Source organism: Geomicrobium sp. JCM 19037 (genome assembly GCF_000698105.1).
Lineage (GTDB): Bacteria > Bacillota > Bacilli > Bacillales > Marinococcaceae > Geomicrobium_A.
The window spans coordinates 1-18,048 of record NZ_BAWZ01000042.1 but is presented as its reverse complement, the minus strand read 5'-3'; the positions used below and the strand labels follow the sequence as shown (position 1 = coordinate 18,048).

The following is an 18,048-nucleotide window of genomic DNA, read 5'->3' as shown; positions in this document are numbered from 1 at the left end:
AAAGATATTCACTGAACCCTATGTTCGAGATCGGTCTTTACGGGCAACACGAAGAACGTTTGCCGAAGGATAACAAGATGTGACCGATGATCATCAATTGGCGCAAGAGTGTTAGGACCTGTCACTTATGTGACAATTCAGCCTTCAAACCGGGCACCCTCGGCCCTCAACGGTCACATATATCGCGATTTGTGACAGTTGACACCGTTTATGTGCGCATCCACGTTTAAAATGGTGATTTTTCTTTCTCAATTGTCACTTAAATGAATATATGGGGCATTTAGGCTTCTTTCCACACCGTGACCAGTAGACCAGAAACGTGAACCGTGTTGCTCTTATGCTCTGGAGTGCCTAGAAAACACGGTGGGGTCTTTCTGCCACCAATGTCGCCCTTACAGTCTGGACTACAAAAACTCGCCTCTGCAACGTTTCATTCTCTATTATTCCTCTAGCTGTAACAATTTAAGAAATATATCGTCAGTTTATAGTAACAAAGAAGGAGGATGTGCTATGATGAAAGTTGCAAAGCTACTACCTTTGACACTTATTGCCACGATTTTAATAGTCGCTTGTGGCACAGAAGAAGATGAAGAAGTGGAAAGTGCCGAGTTACCTGCTGAAATGCCTGATGATTTCAACTTTTCCCTCACCTATGGATACGCAGGGGCGAACGGTATAGATACGTATGAGGGGACGGTTACGAAAGATTTGATTCCTAACGGCGATGTGACGATTGATTTATCGCTCACTGAGTCGGAAATGGAAGAAATTTATGACCAAATGGTCGAAGTGAACCTTTTAGAGACGGCGGAATATGTGAGTGACGTCCAATGCGTAGACCCTCACGGTCAGAATTATATTGAAATGACGATTAACGGTGAACGAGTTGAACGTGAGTGGATCTCCGCTCAGTGTGACGGAAATGACGAACAGTTGAGTGAGTGGTTGAGTTTTATACATTTTGAATTGATCGAACCGAAAGAAGAATACCAAGCTTTACCGGATCCAGAAGGTGGGTATGATTGATTGTTACTACCTTTTGAGCAGGTGAGGGGAGTTGTGCGTGATGGCCGAGCATAAAAGAAAGAATCACATTCCTTTTCGACTAAACATTTTGTTTGTCGGTGTGTTTATTCTTTTCTCGATCTTAATTTTACGATTAGGATATATTCAGATCGTCCAAGGGGATTCATACGAACGGATGCTCACGAACGAAGAAGAGCAGACAGTGAATGTGGAAGCGCCGCGTGGGATTATGTTTGACCGCAACAATTACGTGCTCGTTGACAACGACTTGCAGCTGGCGCTCACATATACGAATACCCCGAACAATGACCGCGAGCGTTATGAAATCGCGCACGGGCTCGTCGAGTATTTGGAGATAGAGGAAGACGATATCGAGTCAGTCAACCCGCGGGAATGGAAAGATTACTTTTTATACACAGCTTCCATTGAACCGACCGGTGACGATGACGAAGATGGTCCGTTGCGTGAGTATGTCGCCAACATCGTAACTGATGACGAAGCGAGTGAGCTCGAAGATGATGAAATCTACCAGTTGCAACTCGATCGTCTGAATGACGAAGACATTATGAACAGCTATAGTGAGAGCGAACAACAAGCCGTCGTCATCTGGGCAGAGATGCTGAGCGGTTACAATCATTCGCCAAACCGCATTGCCACCGGGTTGGACGAAGAACAAGCGCACCGACTGGCCGAGATGTTGCATCATATGCCAGGTACCGATCTGATGCGGGATGCGGAGCGCATCTACCCTTATGGCGAGCAGTTCACCGAATTTTTTGGCAGCATTGGTTCTATCCCGTCGGAACTTATTAGTGGATATGTTGGGCGGGGATACGAACGTAGTGATCAAGTCGGCGTTTCATATCTTGAGAACGAATACGAAGAAGTGCTTCGGGGCGAGAAGGCAGTCGTGAGGACGCAACCAGACGGAAGCGTGATCACAGATGAAGGACGCCGCGGGAATGATTTACGACTTACGATTGATATGCGCTTGCAGCAAGACGTCACAGATCTTGTTAGCGATGTACTCCATAGTTATGGCGGTCACGTATTCCCAGACGGTCGTGACGCTTACGTCGTCATGATTGAACCGTCAACCGGTGATATTCTTTCCCTAGTAGTATAACGGGAATTTAGGAACGATTAATAACACATATGAAGTCGGGTCTTCTATTAAGGCCGCGACAGTTCTTGCTGGTTATAACTACGGCGTTATAGGTCATGGTTCAGTTATTCATGATTCTACGATTGTGTTGGATAATACGCCGGATATTAGTTCATGGACTAACATGGGGTATATTAATGATTTGGATGCGATGCGTCGGTCTTCGAACGTTTACATGGCAGAAATTGCAATGCGTTTAGCTGAAGTGAATCGTTCGACGAACCAGTGGCCGAGACTTGGGGAAGCGCATAATGACTTGCGTCAACATTATGCTCAGTTTGGTTTAGGTACCGAAACGGGCATTGATCTTCCTCGGGAATCTTCAGGTTTGATCGGCACCAGCAATTCAGGTCTGCTTTTGTATTTAAGTTTCGGCCAGTTCGATACCTACACCCCCCTACAACTCGGGCAATTCAGTGCCACGATGGCTAGCGGCGGTGAACGGATGCGCACGCGCCTCGTTCGTGATGTGCTTGAGCCGAGTATGGAAAACGGAACAGCAGGTGGGAGCATCCGCACTATGCGCCAGAAGTCATGAACACGGTCAGCAATACGAATGCAGATTTTCAGAGAATGCAAGAAGGAATGCGTCAAGTCGTTGCCGTATCCGGACAAACCGGTGGTACGGCCTATGATGACTTTAACGGCAGCAATAGCACCGATTATACGTTAGCTGCGAAAACAGGTACCGCACAAACAACGGTGAACGGTATGGAATTGAACAACCAAACGATGGTGGCATACGCCCCGTACGATAATCCAGAAATCGCTGTCGCCGTAATCGTGCCGAGTGTCGCTTTAGATGACCACGGCAACAACTCAGGCATTGCCAATACGATGGCAAGAGAAGCATGAATCTATTTTTTGAGCAACAAGAAAATCATGAAGCCCCTGAACTTGCCGCTGAGGAAGACCAAGTACAAGATCCAGAAGAGGTTGCTGAAGGGGACAGCTAGATGATTTTGCACACGGAAGTAAGAGGAGATGGCGTACCTGTTGTGTTTCTTCATACGGCGTCCACGATTTTGAACACGTAGTGTTCGATTTGCAAGCTGATTTCAAGGTCATTTTGCCGGATTTAAAAGCCCACGGACATTCAGCTACAGAAGATGTGGAAGATTACTATGTGAAGTGTGCAGATGATCTAAACGAGACGCTCGAACACTTAGGAGTCGAGTCCGCTCATATCGTCGGATGCTCCCTTGGTGGAATGATCGGTATCTTTTTTGCTAAACAACATCATTCTTCTGTACGTTCGTTAACCTTTTCAGGTGTTATGCCAAAAGTACCGGACAACTGGGACGAGCTGTCGAAAGCGGAAGCGGCCGAAATTACTGCAGTTATGAATAACCGTGAATCAGCCGCACAACTGGACGAGATTCATGGCCAAGGTTGGCGCGCCCTCGCTCACTTTTTTCTACAACTTAATTCGTACCCGTTTGAAGCGGTCGGCGATTTGAGCAGTATTCAGGCGCCTATGTTGTTTATTGTTGGTGAGTCACAACCCCATGAAACGCTAGGGGTGCAACGCTATCCTACAATGAACGATGGCGTCCTTGTCGCAGTTATTCCTTTTTCCGGACACCACGTCCAAACTGAACAACCGGAGCTTTATGCGAATATATTACGGCTCTTCATAAAGAATATTTCGTGACGGACGAGCAGGAAAAACCCACCCCTGCTCTTTTTTGTGTGTCGTTTCGTTGTAACACAATTCCAACATTATGAGTCTCTAAGCATTTTTGCTCAAAAGTATTATGGTACATTTTTCTTGTTTTCCCCTGTATTGGTTGTCGGTGAATGGTGACGTTGCTACGATAAGAGCGTAACTTTTGGAGGAGGCGATTGATATGATTAAAGGGAAAAAGTTCGCAATACTCACACCTGTAATCGCTTTATCGGCTACACTTGTGGCGTGTAACGATGAAGATGTTGAGTCGGATGTTGACGAACCTACGGATGAGAACGTGGAAGAGGACACAGATTCTGAAGACACAACGACACTATCGATTTTAGGTACGACAGATATTCATGCACATCTCATGCCTTACGACTATATGAATGATGAAGAAGATCAAACGATCGGACTGTCGAAAGTACATACACTCGTAGAAGAAGCGAGAGAAGAATTTGAACATACGATGCTTATTGATAACGGCGATACGATTCAAGGAAGCATACTTGGTGACATGCCAGCACAAATTGAACCGTTAGAAGAAGATGAGACGCATATTATCATGGATGCAATGAATGAAATGGACTACGATGCAGCGGCGTTAGGAAATCATGAATTTAATTTCGGGTTAGATTTCCTCGATGAAACGATTGCTGACGCGGATTTCCCATGGTTATCTGCAAACGTCGTTGAACCTGGCACCGAAGACCTGTGTATGAACCGTATACGATTGTCGAAAAAGACATTGACGGTGAGGCCATTTCGGTAGGGTTCATTGGACTCGTGCCTCCGCAAATTATGAACTGGGATGCCGCTCACTTACAAGGTGAAGTCGAGACACTGGAAATTGCCGATGCCGCCCAAACATTTGTACCAGAAATGAAGGATGAAGGCGCTGACCTGATTATTGCCATCGCCCATTCAGGCATTGATGATAGTGAAAATCCAAGTGAGAATGCAGCGATTCCTTTGAGCGAAGTTGACGGGATTGATGGCATGTTGCTAGGCCATCAACATAACCAGTTTCCTAGTGAAGATTATGATGGAGTCGAAGCGGTTGATGTAGATGCTGGAACAATTAATGACGTACCTGCGGTCATGCCAGGATCTTGGGGTAGCCATCTCGGGTTCCTCAACTTTGATCTAACGATGGAAGATGGCGAGTGGACAATTGCGTCTGCTGAATCAGAAATCCGGAGCACAGAAGACGTCCCATCACATGAAGGCATGGAAGCACTCGTTCAAGATGCACACGAGGCAACGGTTAATTACGTAAACAGTCCAGTTGGTGAAATTACGACGGATATTAATACGTACTTTTCACGAGTGAAGGACAATGAAGTTGTCCAATTAATTAACGATGCGCAACTGGATTATATGGAGCAGTTGCAAGCGAATGGAGAGCTAGACGATGACTTGCCACTCTTGTCGGCTGCTGCACCATTCCGTGCCGGACGAGGTGGAGATTTCACGCAAGTTGATGCAGGTGAAGTGGCCATTCGCGACATGAATGATGTGTACGTATTTCCGAATACGTTACACGTAGTGGAAGTCGACGGTGACCAATTGAAGAATTGGCTTGAGTATTCCGCCTTGAATTTCAACCAAATTGATCCGGACGAAAACGCTGACCAAGAACTCGTTAACCAAGATTTTTCGAGCTACAACTTTGACGTTATTGAAAATGTCACCTACGAAGTTGATGTAACGAATGATGAAGGGGAACGCGTATTGAACGTAGAATATGATGGTGAGCCAGTTGAGAGCGACGATCGATTTTATGTAGCAACGAACAATTACCGCGCTGGCGGGGAAGATCATCTTGATGCAAATGTCGAAACCGTTCTCGAAACCACCGATGAGAATAGACAAATTATTATTGATTACATCATTGCTCATGAAGGGCCTCTTGATGTTGAAGCAAGCGAGAACTGGCAACTCGCTCCGATTGAAGCTGCAGGGGACATCATTTTTGATAGTGCTGCAGATGCAAGTGACTACAGCGATGGGTACGATCGAATTGAGCTATATGAAGAAACCGATGAGGGAACGCGATTTACATTTGAATAGTGAAGAACCGCCAATCACTTTATAAAGTGATTGGCGGTTTCTTTTTGGCTTAGCGTTTGGCAATCGCCTCGCCAACAACTTTACCAGTAAACAAGCATCCGCCGAGAAAAGTTCCTTCGAGCGCACGATACCCGTGCAATCCCCCGCCTCCAAAGCCAGCCGCTTCGCCAGCTGCATACAATCCCGGAACGACTTCACCGTCTTCGTGCAGCACTTGTCCATTAAGATTCGTTTGCAGCCCACCTAACGTTTTACGGCTGACAATATGAAGTTTAATGGCAATGAGTGGACCATTGTCACGGTCTAACATCTTATGAGGCTTCGCGACGCGGATAAGACGATCTCCTGTAAATGTGCGGGCGTTGCGAATGGCAGCAATTTGCGCATCTTTTGTAAATGTATGATCCATCTCCCGGTCTCTAGCCGCCATCTGTTCACGGATGTGTTCAGCTGACAACACCGGACCTTCGCTCAACGTATTCATCTTGTCTACGAGTTCCCGAATTGTCGTGGCAACAAGAAAGTCTTCACCGTGATCGACAAACGCTTGAACCGCTTCAGGCGCACCGGGAAGCACACGCTTTAGCACTTTCTTGATGCTCTTCCCTGTTAAATCGGGATTCTGTTCAGACCCAGAAAGGGTGAATTCTCGTTCAATCACCTTTTGTGTAAGGATAAACCAAGTATAATCATAGCCGGTGTTCGTAATCGCTTTGAGCGTAGATAACGTATCAAACCCGGGCATGTTCGGAGGTTGGAAGCGGCGTCCGGTAGCATCAAACCACATCGAAGACGGGCCAGGTAATATGCGGATACCGTGCTGTTTCCAGATTGGGTACCAATTTCGAATGCCCTCAGTGTAATGCCACATTCGGTCGCGGTTGACGACCCGTCCCCCAGCACGTTCAGCAATACCAATCATTCGACCATCCACATGGGCAGGCACGCCAGCAATCATCTTTTTCGGTGCACGGCCTAGCCACTCGGGCCAGTTTTTTCGAATCAAATCAAAGTTGGCCCCGATTCCTCCGCTCGCCACAACGACGGCCGCGGCCCGGTAGTCAAAATTCCCTACTCGTTCTCGAGACGTTTCTCTTCCCCGAGCGACGATGAAGGAACGAGCTCCGACCCGCGAACGCCAACGACTTGACGATTCTCTACGATAAGCTCGTCCACTTGGTGACGGGGGAAGTACTCAATCTGGTTATTTCGTTCATATTTATGAAGTTTCTTAATAAAAGGTTCGAGAACGCCTGGACCCGTTCCCCACGTAATATGAAAGCGGGGAACGGAGTTGCCGTGCCCATCGGCGGTGCTGCCACCCCGCTCGGCCCAGCCGACGACGGGGAAGAAGCGGATGCCGAGAGAGTGAAGCCATTCTCTTTTTTCGGTTGCCGCCCACTGCACATAGGCTTTTGCCCACTTCGTGCTCCACGCATCTTCATCTTCTCGGTCAAACCCTGCTGTCCCTTGCCAATCTTGCCATGCGAGTGCGAAAGAGTCTTGTACGCCAAGTCTGCGCTGTTCGGGTGTATCCACGAGAAAAAGCCCACCAAACGACCAGTATGCCTGTCCGCCAAGTGAACTCCTCGGTTCTTGATCGAGTAGCAGGACCCGCTTATTTCTATCCGCCATTTCCGTTGCCGCAACGAGACCGGCAAGGCCGGCACCGATGACGATGGCGTCGAAATGATTTGTCATTGAAATCTCTCCTTTTATAGAAAATACTACAAAAGTATAAGATTTCCTTTTATATTATGGATGAACTTATTAACTATTGAGTGAGTCCCATCAATCGCGGAATTAAAAGGGTCGTGTCTTCCCAATACGTAATCACTAGTAAGATCAATATGCCAACAATTAGGAATGGGACCATTGCGACAACGAGGCGTTCGAATTTGATATTAGCGATCGATGACACAATGAACAATCCTGTTCCTACGGGTGGGGTTAACAGTCCGATTGTTAAGTTCACACAAATAATGACCCCAAAATGAATTGGGTCCACCTCATATACCGCAAGTAGTGGCATGAAGACGGGTACGAGTATAATTAGTGCTGCAATCCCATCAATAATCGCTCCTAGTAAGAGGAGTAATGCATTTACTAGCAGGAGGAACAAGAGGGTGTTTTCTGATATGGACAACATTGTATTTGTAATCGATTGTGGGATTTGCTCAAAAGTGAGCATCCATCCGAAGGCACCAGCCATCGCGATGAGGAACGTGACAGTCGCCGTACTTGTCACTGTATTAGAAAATACGGTCGGTAATTTACGAAAGGTTAACTCTTTATAGAAGAATTTACCGATAAAAAATGCGATCACACAGGCAATGGCTGCGGATTCTGTAGGGGTAAACCAGCCACTCAGAATACCGACTAGGATAATTACCGGGATACTAAGTGCTGGAATTACAGAGTAAGCGCTATTAAGTATTTGCTTAATGGTGGCACGTTCGTTTTTTGGGAAGTTGTACTTATAACCCATAAAAGCGATGAGCAAAACAAAACCTAGACCGTACATTAAACCTGGGATGATTCCAGCCATGAAAAGCGCCCCAATAGACGTTCCGGATTGGTTCCGTATATGATGAATATCATGCTTGGTGGTAACATTGGTGCAATGATTGATCCAGACAACGTCAAAGCCGAAGAGAAGTCACGACTATACCCTTCTTTCTCCATTTCAGGTACTAGTGTTTTACTCATCATGGCAGCTTGTGCATTTGCAGACCCAAGTATGGATGCAAGGAACATGTTTGAGAGAATTGCGACATAGGCTAGCCCTCCGCGCACATGTCCTAATAGTACACGTGCAAACCGAACGAGCCTGGAAGTAATGCCTCCACCGTTCATGAGCTCACCAGCTAACATAAACAAAGGGATTGCTAACAATCCGTAATTCTCCAAGTTTGAAAACAGTTGCATAGGAGTGGAATCTAGAAGGGCCGTATTTCCAACGGTAAAGAAATAGATGACGGTAATCATTCCGAGTACTAAAGAAATTGGAATGCCCATTAACATTAACAGAAAGAAAATGATGATTAACAAAACAGTCATTCAGCATCCTCCTTCTTAAATAGTTGTACTAAATTGTTGATGATGTGGACGGTTGCAAAGGTTAGTCCAACGGGTACGGCACTGTATGGGATCCACATTGGAATTTGTGTAGAATTGGCTACCTGATTGGCTACGCTAGGTGAAAAAACCCAAATGTAACTGTAATAGAGAATGATACAAAGAAACGTAAGTATAAGTATATGCCTGTGATAAGTACGGCATTTTTCATTCCATTTGGTAAAAGGTCGATAAGAAAGGTGACAGAAGCTTGGGACTTGTACTTTAACCCCAAGCTTCCTCCTACAAAACTCATCCATATCATTAAATAGATGGATGCTTCCCCTGCCCATGAAAGAGGTGCATGGATGAAATATCGAAACAACACTGCTAAAGCAACGATTATCGCCATTGAAGAAATTAAGAATATTCCAATTCCTTTCTCGATTCTCGCTATCACATCGCTAACGAACGCCATGCTAAACCCTCCTAATTTTTATCTGAAAGCCGTGATGAAATCTTCAATGAGAGAGTCGATAGCTGAATACTCTTCATCAAACTCGGCGATCTCAGATTCGAATGGCGTTTGATCGATATCATAAACATCCATTCCCTCTCCACGAAGTTGTTCTTTAAACTCTTCTTCTTGTTCATATCTCGTTTCTGCTGAGAAATCAGCAGCCTCATCTAGTGCATCTATGACGATTTGTTGGTCTTCATCAGACAACCCGTCGAATAAGGCGTCATTCATGACTGCAACGGCTGGCCACACCATATGATTTGTAACGGCTGCATAGTCAACGACTTCATAGAAGTTATTTGTAATGGTTGCATCAAGATCCATATCCATTCCATCTATGACACCTGTTTGAGCCGCTGAATACACTTCAGGTAAAGGGATTCCTTCTGTAGATGCACCTAGTGAATTATAAAATTGGAGCATTGGAGGACTTGGGGTGACGCGTAAAGTCAACCCAGACATATCATCTGGTCCCTCAATTTTCACATCTCGGCTAAGCATCATACGTTGACCAGCAAACAAATAATCAAGCCCGATCATATTGCTCGAATCTAACGTATCAAGGATGGCTCTTGCTTCATTAGATTCTCTTGCCTCATTCGCTTCCAAGATCGTGTCAAATAAATAAGGGGCAAACCATGCACTGAACGCCTCTTCTCTGGAACTCATTTCTGCTGCTGTAATGAAACCAAAATCTATCGACCTGATTCTATTTGTTGCAGCATGTCAGCTTCTGTACCTAGTTGGCCTGCTGGGTATATTTCCAATCCGAACCTGCCGTCAGAACGCTCAGCAAGTATGTCACCAAAATGGACAGCTGCTTGATGCCACATATGAGATTCTGGTGTCGTATGAGTTAATCTAAATACTTGCTCAGCATCACCAGCAATAACAGTTTCCTCTCCTTCGGTTTCGGTCTCAGTCTCTCCATTTGAACCTCCTTCAACTTCAGTGTCAGCGTCATTGCATGCGGTCAATAAAAGCATGAAACCGATAAAACAGGATATTGAATACCAAGATGTTAACTTTCTCATAGTCACCTTCACTCCCTATTAATAAATGGATTAAGCTTCATGAAAATTGATCTGCTAGTCATGTACATGCAATGATAATGTGTCTAAGTTTGAAAATGATGCGGTCAGACAATCGCCTGCCTGGACATTAACGGCTTCTGTAATCGCTCCAGAAAGCACAATCATGCCTGGTTGAATTGAGAGATCAACCTGATTGAGCATACGGGTCAACTCAATAATGGCGTTAACTGGATTGCCGAGAACAGCTTCTCCAAATCCGGTTTGCACTTCAGTGCCGTTCAAAGAAACAGAGACTTGCACAGCAGACCAATCCGTATCGGTCGCTTTAAAGCGTTTGGATCCTAACATGTACTTCGTAGATGAAGCATTATCCGCGATGACGTCTGTCAATGTAAAAGAAAAATTCTTATATCGACTATCAATTACTTCTAGCGCTAGAGAGATTTCTGCAGTCGCGTCCCAAACATCAGCCGCTGTTATATTGCTTCCCTTTAATTCTTTGTTAATGTGAAAAGCAAACTCTGGCTCAACTTTTGGATGAATCAAACCTTTGGTGACTAATGAAGCATTAGAAAGGGTCATTCCATCAGTAAGTCGACCATATATCGGTTCTTCGACATTCACTGATTTTTGTTTGGCAACGCTTGTTAACCCCATCTTCCAGCCAACCATTTTGTCTCCTTGATCTTCATATCGTTGAATGGTTTTCTTTTGAATGTGATACGCATCTTCTACCGTTAAGTTTGGATACGTTAAGGTGAGCTTTTGCATTTCTTTTCCGTGGCGCTGGTGATATTCAACAGTCTGTGCTAATTGAGTTAGATTCAATTTCAGTCTGCCTCCAATGTTCACTTGTTTGAAAGGCTATTCATCAAAGTGGGTATAAACTTTTCCGAGCTTGCCGAAGTCTGCTTCAAACCGATCGCCAGTGTATGCATTTACTGCCTCACATAAAGCTCCTGAAAGGATGATCTCGCCAGCTTTAAGTCCGGTACCATGTTCACTCATACGTTCAGCTAACCAAGCAACGCAACTCGCTGGGTTTCCAAGAACGTCTGAACCTTTACCTTTGCTGACTAGAGTACCGTTTTTACGAACTTGTAGAGTGATTTCAGGTAAGGAAATTGTTGATGGGTCAAACAAGTTGTCTCCCAAAAGGAAAAGCCCAGAAGACGCATTGTCAGCAATTGTGTCTGCTAGTTTAATCTTCCATTCAGCGATGCGACTATCGACTATCTCGATAGCTGGAATGATGAATTGTGTAGCATTCATCACATCATCAACGGTAATCTTAGAACCATAAAGATCGTCTTGGAGAATAAAAGCTATTTCCCCTTCTACTTTCGGTTGCATCACTTCGAATGTTTGAATTGAAGTCCCATTGAACAGTTTCATAGACTTTAGTAAGTGACCATAATCAGGTTCGTTAATTCCAAAAAGCGATTGCATCGCTTTGGACGTCAATCCAATTTTCTTTCCGACAACCCTATCCCCAGCTCTTACTTTTGCCTCAATCGTTTCTAACTGCACGTGATATGCTTCACTCACCGATAGGTTAGGAGAGAGTTCTGTAAGAGGCGAAGCACCTACTCTCTTCGCCTCAGCTTCACATAAAATGCGAGAAAATGATTTCAATGCTTGTCCCTCCATCGGTTACATTTTTATTGTTATATTTGATAATTCACTATAAAATTCAAAGCTGTGAGAACCGCCTTCGCGACCCACTCCACTTTGTTTCATACCACCAAATGGTGTGCGCAAGTCGCGTAAATACCATGTATTTACCCAGATAATACCTGCATCAATGCTTTGGGCAACGCGGTGAGCCCTTCGTAAGTCATTCGTCCAAATCGTCGCTCCTAATCCATAGTGAGTATCGTTTGCTTGAGCAATTACGGTTTCTTCTGTCGAAAAGGGGAGGACAGTCACGATCGGTCCGAATATTTCTTCATTTACACACCGGCTCGTTTCTGATAAACCTGTAACAATTGTCGGCTCAATAAAATATCCTGTTTCCAAATGATCCGGTCTTTTGCCACCGGTTTCAATTGTTCCTCCTTCCTCTTTGGCGAGATCAATATAGCGCATTACTTTTAGATAATGTTCTTGGCTGACGATAGCACCAACGAAAGAATCTTCCTCAAGAGGGTTGCCGACTTTCAGTTGTTTCGTTGCGGCTATGAATTTCTGTAGAAATAAATCATAAGCACTTTCTTCGACATAAATGCGTGAACCACACAAACAAACTTCCCCTTGATTAATAAAGCTTGAATTTACCGTTGTTTCAATGACTTCGTCTATGTCTGAATCAGCGAAAATAATATTTGGATTTTTCCCGCCGAGTTCAAAAGATACCTTTTTTAGTGTTGGTGCAGCTGCTTTCATAATTGCCGTGCCCGTACTCGTTTCGCCTGTGAAAGTTACAGCGTCGATATGCGGGTGTTCAGCAATTGCGGAACCTGCAGAGTCGGTTCCGAATCCGTGAACAAGATTAACGACTCCTGGCGGAACGCCCGCATCTAAACAAATTTGTGCAAGTACAGTCGCTGTCATAGGCGTCCATTCCGCTGGTTTCATTACTGCAGTATTTCCTGCTGCTAAACAAGGTGCAAGCTTCCAAGTGAGCAGGAGAAGCGGTAAGTTCCAAGGATTAATCATGCCGACGACACCGACAGGTTTTCGAATGGAGTAATGAAGAGCAACATGATCTTGCTGGTAAGATTCTGTACCGAGAGATGTTAAATAATCTGAGAAGAAATAGAAATTGTGAGCGGCTCTTGAAATATCCATCTCTAGAGCAAGTGCGTAAGGCTTTCCGGTATCCATTGATTCCAGCATGGCAAGTTCTTCTTTACGCTCTAATATTAAATCTCCAATTTTTCTTAGGATGTCGGATCTTTGGCGTGTTGTTAAAGCTTTCCATTCGCCATGTAGAGCTTTTCTTGCAGCTTTCACCGCGAGGTCTACTTCTTCTTTACCTCCATGGGCAACTTGTCCAATGGTTTGTTCTGTTGCAGGGTTTATATTGTCAAATGTGTTTGCTGATTCGACATACTGACCATCGATAAAATGAAGCAGTCGATCGTTTTATTCTTAAGTGGCGCTATCTGATTGGTTTGCATAAGCGAATCCTTTCCGTCCTTTAATCGTTAATTTCAACAATCATTTCAATTTCAATCGCAGTATTATTCGGTAGTTGTACCATTCCGACTGCTGAACGAGCATGCTTCCCGCACTCACCAAATACATCAACGAGGAGGTCAGAAGCGCCATTCATAACAATTGGTTGGTCTGTAAACTCGCTAGTGCTATTCACAAAACCTAGTATCTTAACGACTCTTTTGACGCGACTCAATTCACCTAACTCATACTTCAATACATTGAGTAAGTTAATCATCGATTGACGCGCGGCATTATAGCCATCTTCTAAGGTGAGATCATCGCCTAGCTTGCCGTGATACTGGTCTACCCCTTGACCAGAAGTGAAGATTAAATTACCGGATTTCACGTGGCTAACGTAATTGCCAGCAGCAGGTCGGATGTTTGATAGGTGAATGCCTAATGCTTCTAAATTTTCTTCAGGTGTTTTAGACGTTGAATCCATCAATGAGAAATCTCCTTTATGTTTAAAAATTCCAAAGCATTCCGACCAAGAAGTCGTTTTCTAGCACCATCTTCCAGACCAGATAAGGAATCAATTCCTTTACCAGGTGGCGATTCTTGTAGCAAAAATGGATAATCACTTCCCATCATGATCTTGTCGATGCCAAAGCGGTCTATGAGAAATTGTAGATTGAGTGGGTCGTAATTTAATGCATCGAAATAGAGACTGCTTGTATAGTGACTGGGCGGGTGTTCGGTGATTCTAAGATCTGGCCAAACGTTCCAGCCTTGATCCAATCTCGGTAAAATAAATGGGAACGAACCGCCTCCGTGTGAAAAGCAAATTTTTAAGTTTGGATATTTTTCAATAACGCCACTCCAAATGAGGCTTGCAGCGGCTAGTGCCGTTTCACTAGGCATTCCAATGGTGTACATGAAGTTATGTCTTGGGGTTCGGTCTTTTGCTAACGTCTCCCATGGATGGATGAACAGAGGAATTCCCCATTCAGCCGCTTTTTCAAAAAACGGAAGCAAGCGAGCAGAATCTAAATTTTCTCCATTCACATTTGTCCCAATTTCGATGCCGTGTAAATTTAGTTCATTCACGCAACGGTTCATTTCATGAATGGCGATTTCAGTGTCTTGTAAAGGGACAGTGCCAAGGCCGAAGAATTTTTGTGGATACGCTTGAACGGTCTCGGCGATGAAATCATTTTGGATTTTGGACATTTCAAGCGCTTCTTCTACAGGTGCCCAGTATGAGAAGGTGACAGGTATTGGGGAGAGGACTTGCATATCTACCCCCGCTTTATTCATATCATTGATGCGTCTTTCTGGGTCCCAAGCTTGATCAGAAATTTCTCTAAATACTTTTCCGGAAACCATAATGTCTGCGCCGCAAGAGCACTTCGGACTCATGACCGGCCACCGATTCTGACCAAATTTAGAAGAGAAATCTGGCAAGTTCTGAGGGATGATATGTGTATGGAAATCTATTCTCATGGTCTCCACACATCTGCTTCTCGCGCCATCCTATGCCCGCATTGATCACACTTGCGTAACTCCTCATTTGCATTAAACAAATCAATTGCTTCTTTCACTTGGGTGCCGATGTCTTCAAGCTGAATGGTTACTTTATGCATTTCATGGTTGCATTCTGGACAGAACCAGACGAAGTTCTCTAGCTCACCCTCATCTCGCTTTCTTTCAAGTACAATTCCGTATGTGTCTGCAATGCGGTGAGGAGAATGTGGCACGTTAGCTGGAAGCATAAACATTTCGCCTTCTTTCACCTCTACAACTTCACGCTCACCTTCGTTATTAATGCATTCCACATAACAACTTCCTTTTATTTGATAAAAAAATTCATCTGAAGGATCGACATGAAAGTCGCGGCGTTTATTAGGTCCACCAAGCAACATCGCAATAAATTCAGAGTCTTCCCAGAGTACTTTATTGTTTACAGGTGGTTGGAGAAGGTGTTTATTTTCCTCTATCACTTTTTCGATATTGAATGCTCTGCTTTGTAATGTCATTTGTACAACATCCTTTCGCAATTTTTATAAATGTTCAATATAACCAAGATCTTTAGAAATAAGTTTTGCGGTTCTCACTACGTCTTGAATACATTCTTTTCGGTTGATTCTACCCATATATTCAAGGGATCCAACGAGATTAAGTGCGGCGACAATATTTCCTGAGTAAGATAAGATCGGCGCAGCAATTCCGTAAGTCGTCGTATCATTTTCGTTGTCGCTTACTGCATACCCATTTTTTCTTATGATCTCGAGATCTCGTTTCAAATCAAACGTGCTCGTAATTGTATTTTGAGATTCACGTACAAGTCCTTTTGCTACCGTTTGTTGAACAAAAGAAGGGTTGTAAGCGAGCAATACCTTGCCTGTACTCGTGCAGTAGGCAGGTTTCTTAGAACCGATAAATGTTGGAATTGTGATGGCATGCTTAGAAGATGTCTTTAAAACAAACCTCACTTCACCTTGATCGAACATCCCGACATGGACGACGCAATGATACTTACGAATTAATTCATCTACGATCGGCAGCGTCTCATTAAAGTCATGTTGATACATCACATTGTTACTCCACTCTAAAAGCTTCCAACCGAGGCGATACATCTTCTTACGATCTTGAATGAGTATGCCTTCCTTACATAAACTACTCACAAGATGATGGGATGAACTAGGATGCATGTCCAATTTCTTTGCGATGTCCAGGTTTCGCAATGCAGGAGTTTCATTAGTGAAGCAGTTCAATATTTTAGATATCTTGCTCACGGATGCCAACACGAAGAACCACCACTTTCATCAGATGTCTATTAATGGGTGATGCCGTTTTGTTGTTGGTGAATTTTCTCTGCAGCATCGAGTGCTTGATCAACCATGTCAAAGGAGTGTTTGCGTTTATAATTGTTGTAAAAAATGGCCCGTTTACGGATGGGGTCTCCCGTGTAGTATCGTTCATATTGAAGTAATCTCTGGCCAAAGGCTTCACCACATAAGTCCCACGCTAGCTTGAATAGCTTCACCCGTTCGTAGGAACGAACCCCTTCCCGACCCACATAATATTGATCTAAGTTTTGCCGAACTTCACTATGGTCAAAGTCGGCACCAGTGGGTGACATGAGCAAGCCGCCAGCGCCAATGATTTGAATCAATTCAATGGCGCGTGGATACATGAGCGGCATGTATCCGCGAATGGTTTCTAATGGATCGGCAGCTGGCCGAACTTCGCCACTATCCATTGTCACGTGTTCATACTCAGCTACTCTGAGCAACGCACGGATCACTTCAACACTCTGAACAAGTTCTCCAAGATCTTTTTGTACATTTAGATAATGATCAACACCGATCGATCAGCTACTCTTGCGGCAGTTTCTACCGCAAATTGTAGTTTGACGAGTCCTCTAACACCAGATTGATGAGAGGGTTGTTCGATTATTCCGGTGCTCGGATATAAGCGGTTGCCAGCTTCAACGTTATTTCGAAGAAAGACACGATCCCACGGAACGAGCACATCATTGAAAATGAGAAGCGCGTCTGATTCCTCAAATCGAGAAGCGAGCGGGTGATCGATGAGTGATCGTTTACCATCTTGCATAGGTTCTCGACACATTAACCTTAATCCCGGTGTATCAATGGGTAAGGCAAAAGCTAGCGCGTATTTTTCATCTCCTGGAGCGAAACCGGGAAAAGAATAGATGATCACTTCATCGGTAATCGGAGCTAGAGTTGCAAGCATCTTTGCCCCGCGTACAATAATGCCTTCATCCGTTTCCCTCACTTCTCCGAGGTGAGTAAATTCATCATCTTGTTCTTGGGAATTTTTGGCTCGGTTATTTTGCGGGTTAATAATTGCATGAGTTAAAAATAAGTCATGGTCTCGAACATACTTATAATAGTTTTCGATGTTCTTAGCCCAGTCAGAATTATACTGTTCAAAGAAAGAAGAATTGCTAGCCATAGACGTGAGAACGACATTCAAAAAATCAGGACACCTTCCCATAAGACCGAATGTAGCACGGGCATACACTTCAAATGTTTTACTCCGAGCCATTAAATCTTCATACGATTTTGGCACAAGAAAAGCATTATTTGTCCTTTCACCAGTCTCCTCACATATGTGTGTAATCTCTGATTGATGAATGGGGTCATGTTGCAAGTCGTAAAGGCTTGCAATTTCATGTATTGGTTGTTTGAAAACAGGATGATGGTAAACATCACGTATTCTTTCACCATTGAGCCAGACGTCTGGCTCTCTACTTTTAACACCATCAATATACGATTCGCCCGTTCTAATTCCCATGAGTGACCTCCTGTTCGCTTATATAGTTTTCAACTTCAATGGAATTAAGAAATTTACCTTGATAAAACATTAAACC

The 18,048-nt window shown here is 44.2% G+C and carries 13 protein-coding genes and 6 pseudogenes; 7 read left to right on the top strand and 12 right to left on the bottom strand.

The genetic code is table 11. The features are described 5' to 3' along the window. Nucleotides 1-510 precede the first annotated feature (510 nt). From JCM19037_RS18680 to JCM19037_RS18665, 7 genes and pseudogenes are all read left to right on the top strand, one after another. On the top strand, nucleotides 511-1,026 hold the full coding sequence (locus tag JCM19037_RS18680; protein WP_052364065.1) for a hypothetical protein: 516 nt from the start codon (nucleotides 511-513) through the stop codon (nucleotides 1,024-1,026). A gap of 40 nt (nucleotides 1,027-1,066) precedes the next feature. Next, nucleotides 1,067-2,152, top strand: coding sequence for a hypothetical protein (locus tag JCM19037_RS23455; protein ID WP_052364064.1), 1,086 nt, complete (start codon nucleotides 1,067-1,069; stop codon nucleotides 2,150-2,152). A 16-nt stretch (nucleotides 2,153-2,168) separates the two neighbouring features. After that, nucleotides 2,169-2,729, top strand: a complete 561-nt coding sequence (locus JCM19037_RS28810) for a penicillin-binding transpeptidase domain-containing protein (protein ID WP_081829427.1) — start codon at nucleotides 2,169-2,171, stop codon at nucleotides 2,727-2,729. Then, complete coding sequence (locus tag JCM19037_RS28805) at nucleotides 2,726-3,046, top strand: penicillin-binding transpeptidase domain-containing protein (protein ID WP_052364062.1); 321 nt, start codon at nucleotides 2,726-2,728, stop codon at nucleotides 3,044-3,046. The genes JCM19037_RS28810 and JCM19037_RS28805 overlap by 4 nt, the downstream gene beginning before the upstream one ends. A 178-nt stretch (nucleotides 3,047-3,224) precedes the next feature. Further along, nucleotides 3,225-3,845 (top strand): annotated as a pseudogene (locus JCM19037_RS18670) (alpha/beta fold hydrolase); the annotation flags it as partial. 196 nt (nucleotides 3,846-4,041) lie between these two features. After that, nucleotides 4,042-4,635, top strand: coding sequence for a metallophosphoesterase (locus tag JCM19037_RS23440; RefSeq protein WP_052364060.1), 594 nt, complete (start codon nucleotides 4,042-4,044; stop codon nucleotides 4,633-4,635). Continuing rightward, nucleotides 4,578-5,936: a 5'-nucleotidase C-terminal domain-containing protein gene (locus tag JCM19037_RS18665; protein WP_052364059.1), complete on the top strand. Its 1,359-nt coding sequence runs from the start codon at nucleotides 4,578-4,580 to the stop codon at nucleotides 5,934-5,936. The genes JCM19037_RS23440 and JCM19037_RS18665 overlap by 58 nt, the downstream gene beginning before the upstream one ends. A gap of 49 nt (nucleotides 5,937-5,985) precedes the next feature. Here the strand turns inward: JCM19037_RS18665 and JCM19037_RS18660 are convergent. From JCM19037_RS18660 to JCM19037_RS18605, 12 genes and pseudogenes are all read right to left on the bottom strand, one after another. Continuing rightward, nucleotides 5,986-7,637: pseudogene (locus JCM19037_RS18660) on the bottom strand (FAD-binding dehydrogenase). A gap of 73 nt (nucleotides 7,638-7,710) precedes the next feature. Further along, nucleotides 7,711-8,924, bottom strand: a pseudogene (locus tag JCM19037_RS18655) (TRAP transporter large permease). A gap of 68 nt (nucleotides 8,925-8,992) precedes the next feature. Then, nucleotides 8,993-9,405 (bottom strand): annotated as a pseudogene (locus JCM19037_RS18650) (TRAP transporter small permease). An 84-nt stretch (nucleotides 9,406-9,489) separates the two neighbouring features. Next, nucleotides 9,490-10,346 (bottom strand): annotated as a pseudogene (locus JCM19037_RS18645) (TRAP transporter substrate-binding protein). Between the two features lie 255 nt (nucleotides 10,347-10,601). After that, on the bottom strand, nucleotides 10,602-11,375 hold the full coding sequence (locus tag JCM19037_RS18640; RefSeq protein ID WP_042403691.1) for a 2-keto-4-pentenoate hydratase: 774 nt from the start codon (nucleotides 11,373-11,375) through the stop codon (nucleotides 10,602-10,604). Between the two features lie 36 nt (nucleotides 11,376-11,411). After that, a complete protein-coding gene (locus JCM19037_RS18635; protein WP_307189873.1) occupies nucleotides 11,412-12,182 on the bottom strand; it encodes a 2-keto-4-pentenoate hydratase in 771 nt (256 codons plus the stop codon). Nucleotides 12,183-12,200: 18 nt separating this feature from the next. Continuing rightward, a complete protein-coding gene (locus tag JCM19037_RS18630) occupies nucleotides 12,201-13,625 on the bottom strand; it encodes an aldehyde dehydrogenase (RefSeq protein ID WP_152549147.1) in 1,425 nt (474 codons plus the stop codon). Nucleotides 13,626-13,689: 64 nt separating this feature from the next. Next, nucleotides 13,690-14,151 (bottom strand): RidA family protein, encoded by a 462-nt coding sequence (locus tag JCM19037_RS18625; RefSeq protein WP_042403688.1) that lies wholly within the window; start codon nucleotides 14,149-14,151, stop codon nucleotides 13,690-13,692. Next, the gene (locus tag JCM19037_RS18620; protein WP_042403687.1) at nucleotides 14,151-15,152 is read right to left on the bottom strand and encodes an amidohydrolase family protein; all 1,002 of its coding nucleotides are present in this window, start codon (nucleotides 15,150-15,152) and stop codon (nucleotides 14,151-14,153) included. Before JCM19037_RS18620 ends, JCM19037_RS18625 begins: the two co-directional genes overlap by 1 nt. Then, nucleotides 15,149-15,685 (bottom strand): 3-hydroxyanthranilate 3,4-dioxygenase, encoded by a 537-nt coding sequence (locus JCM19037_RS18615; protein ID WP_042403686.1) that lies wholly within the window; start codon nucleotides 15,683-15,685, stop codon nucleotides 15,149-15,151. The genes JCM19037_RS18620 and JCM19037_RS18615 overlap by 4 nt, the downstream gene beginning before the upstream one ends. A gap of 24 nt (nucleotides 15,686-15,709) precedes the next feature. Next, on the bottom strand, nucleotides 15,710-16,456 hold the full coding sequence (locus tag JCM19037_RS18610; protein ID WP_042403685.1) for an IclR family transcriptional regulator: 747 nt from the start codon (nucleotides 16,454-16,456) through the stop codon (nucleotides 15,710-15,712). Nucleotides 16,457-16,485: 29 nt separating this feature from the next. Further along, nucleotides 16,486-17,972 (bottom strand): annotated as a pseudogene (locus JCM19037_RS18605) (4-hydroxyphenylacetate 3-hydroxylase family protein). Between the last annotated feature and the right edge of the window lie 76 nt (nucleotides 17,973-18,048).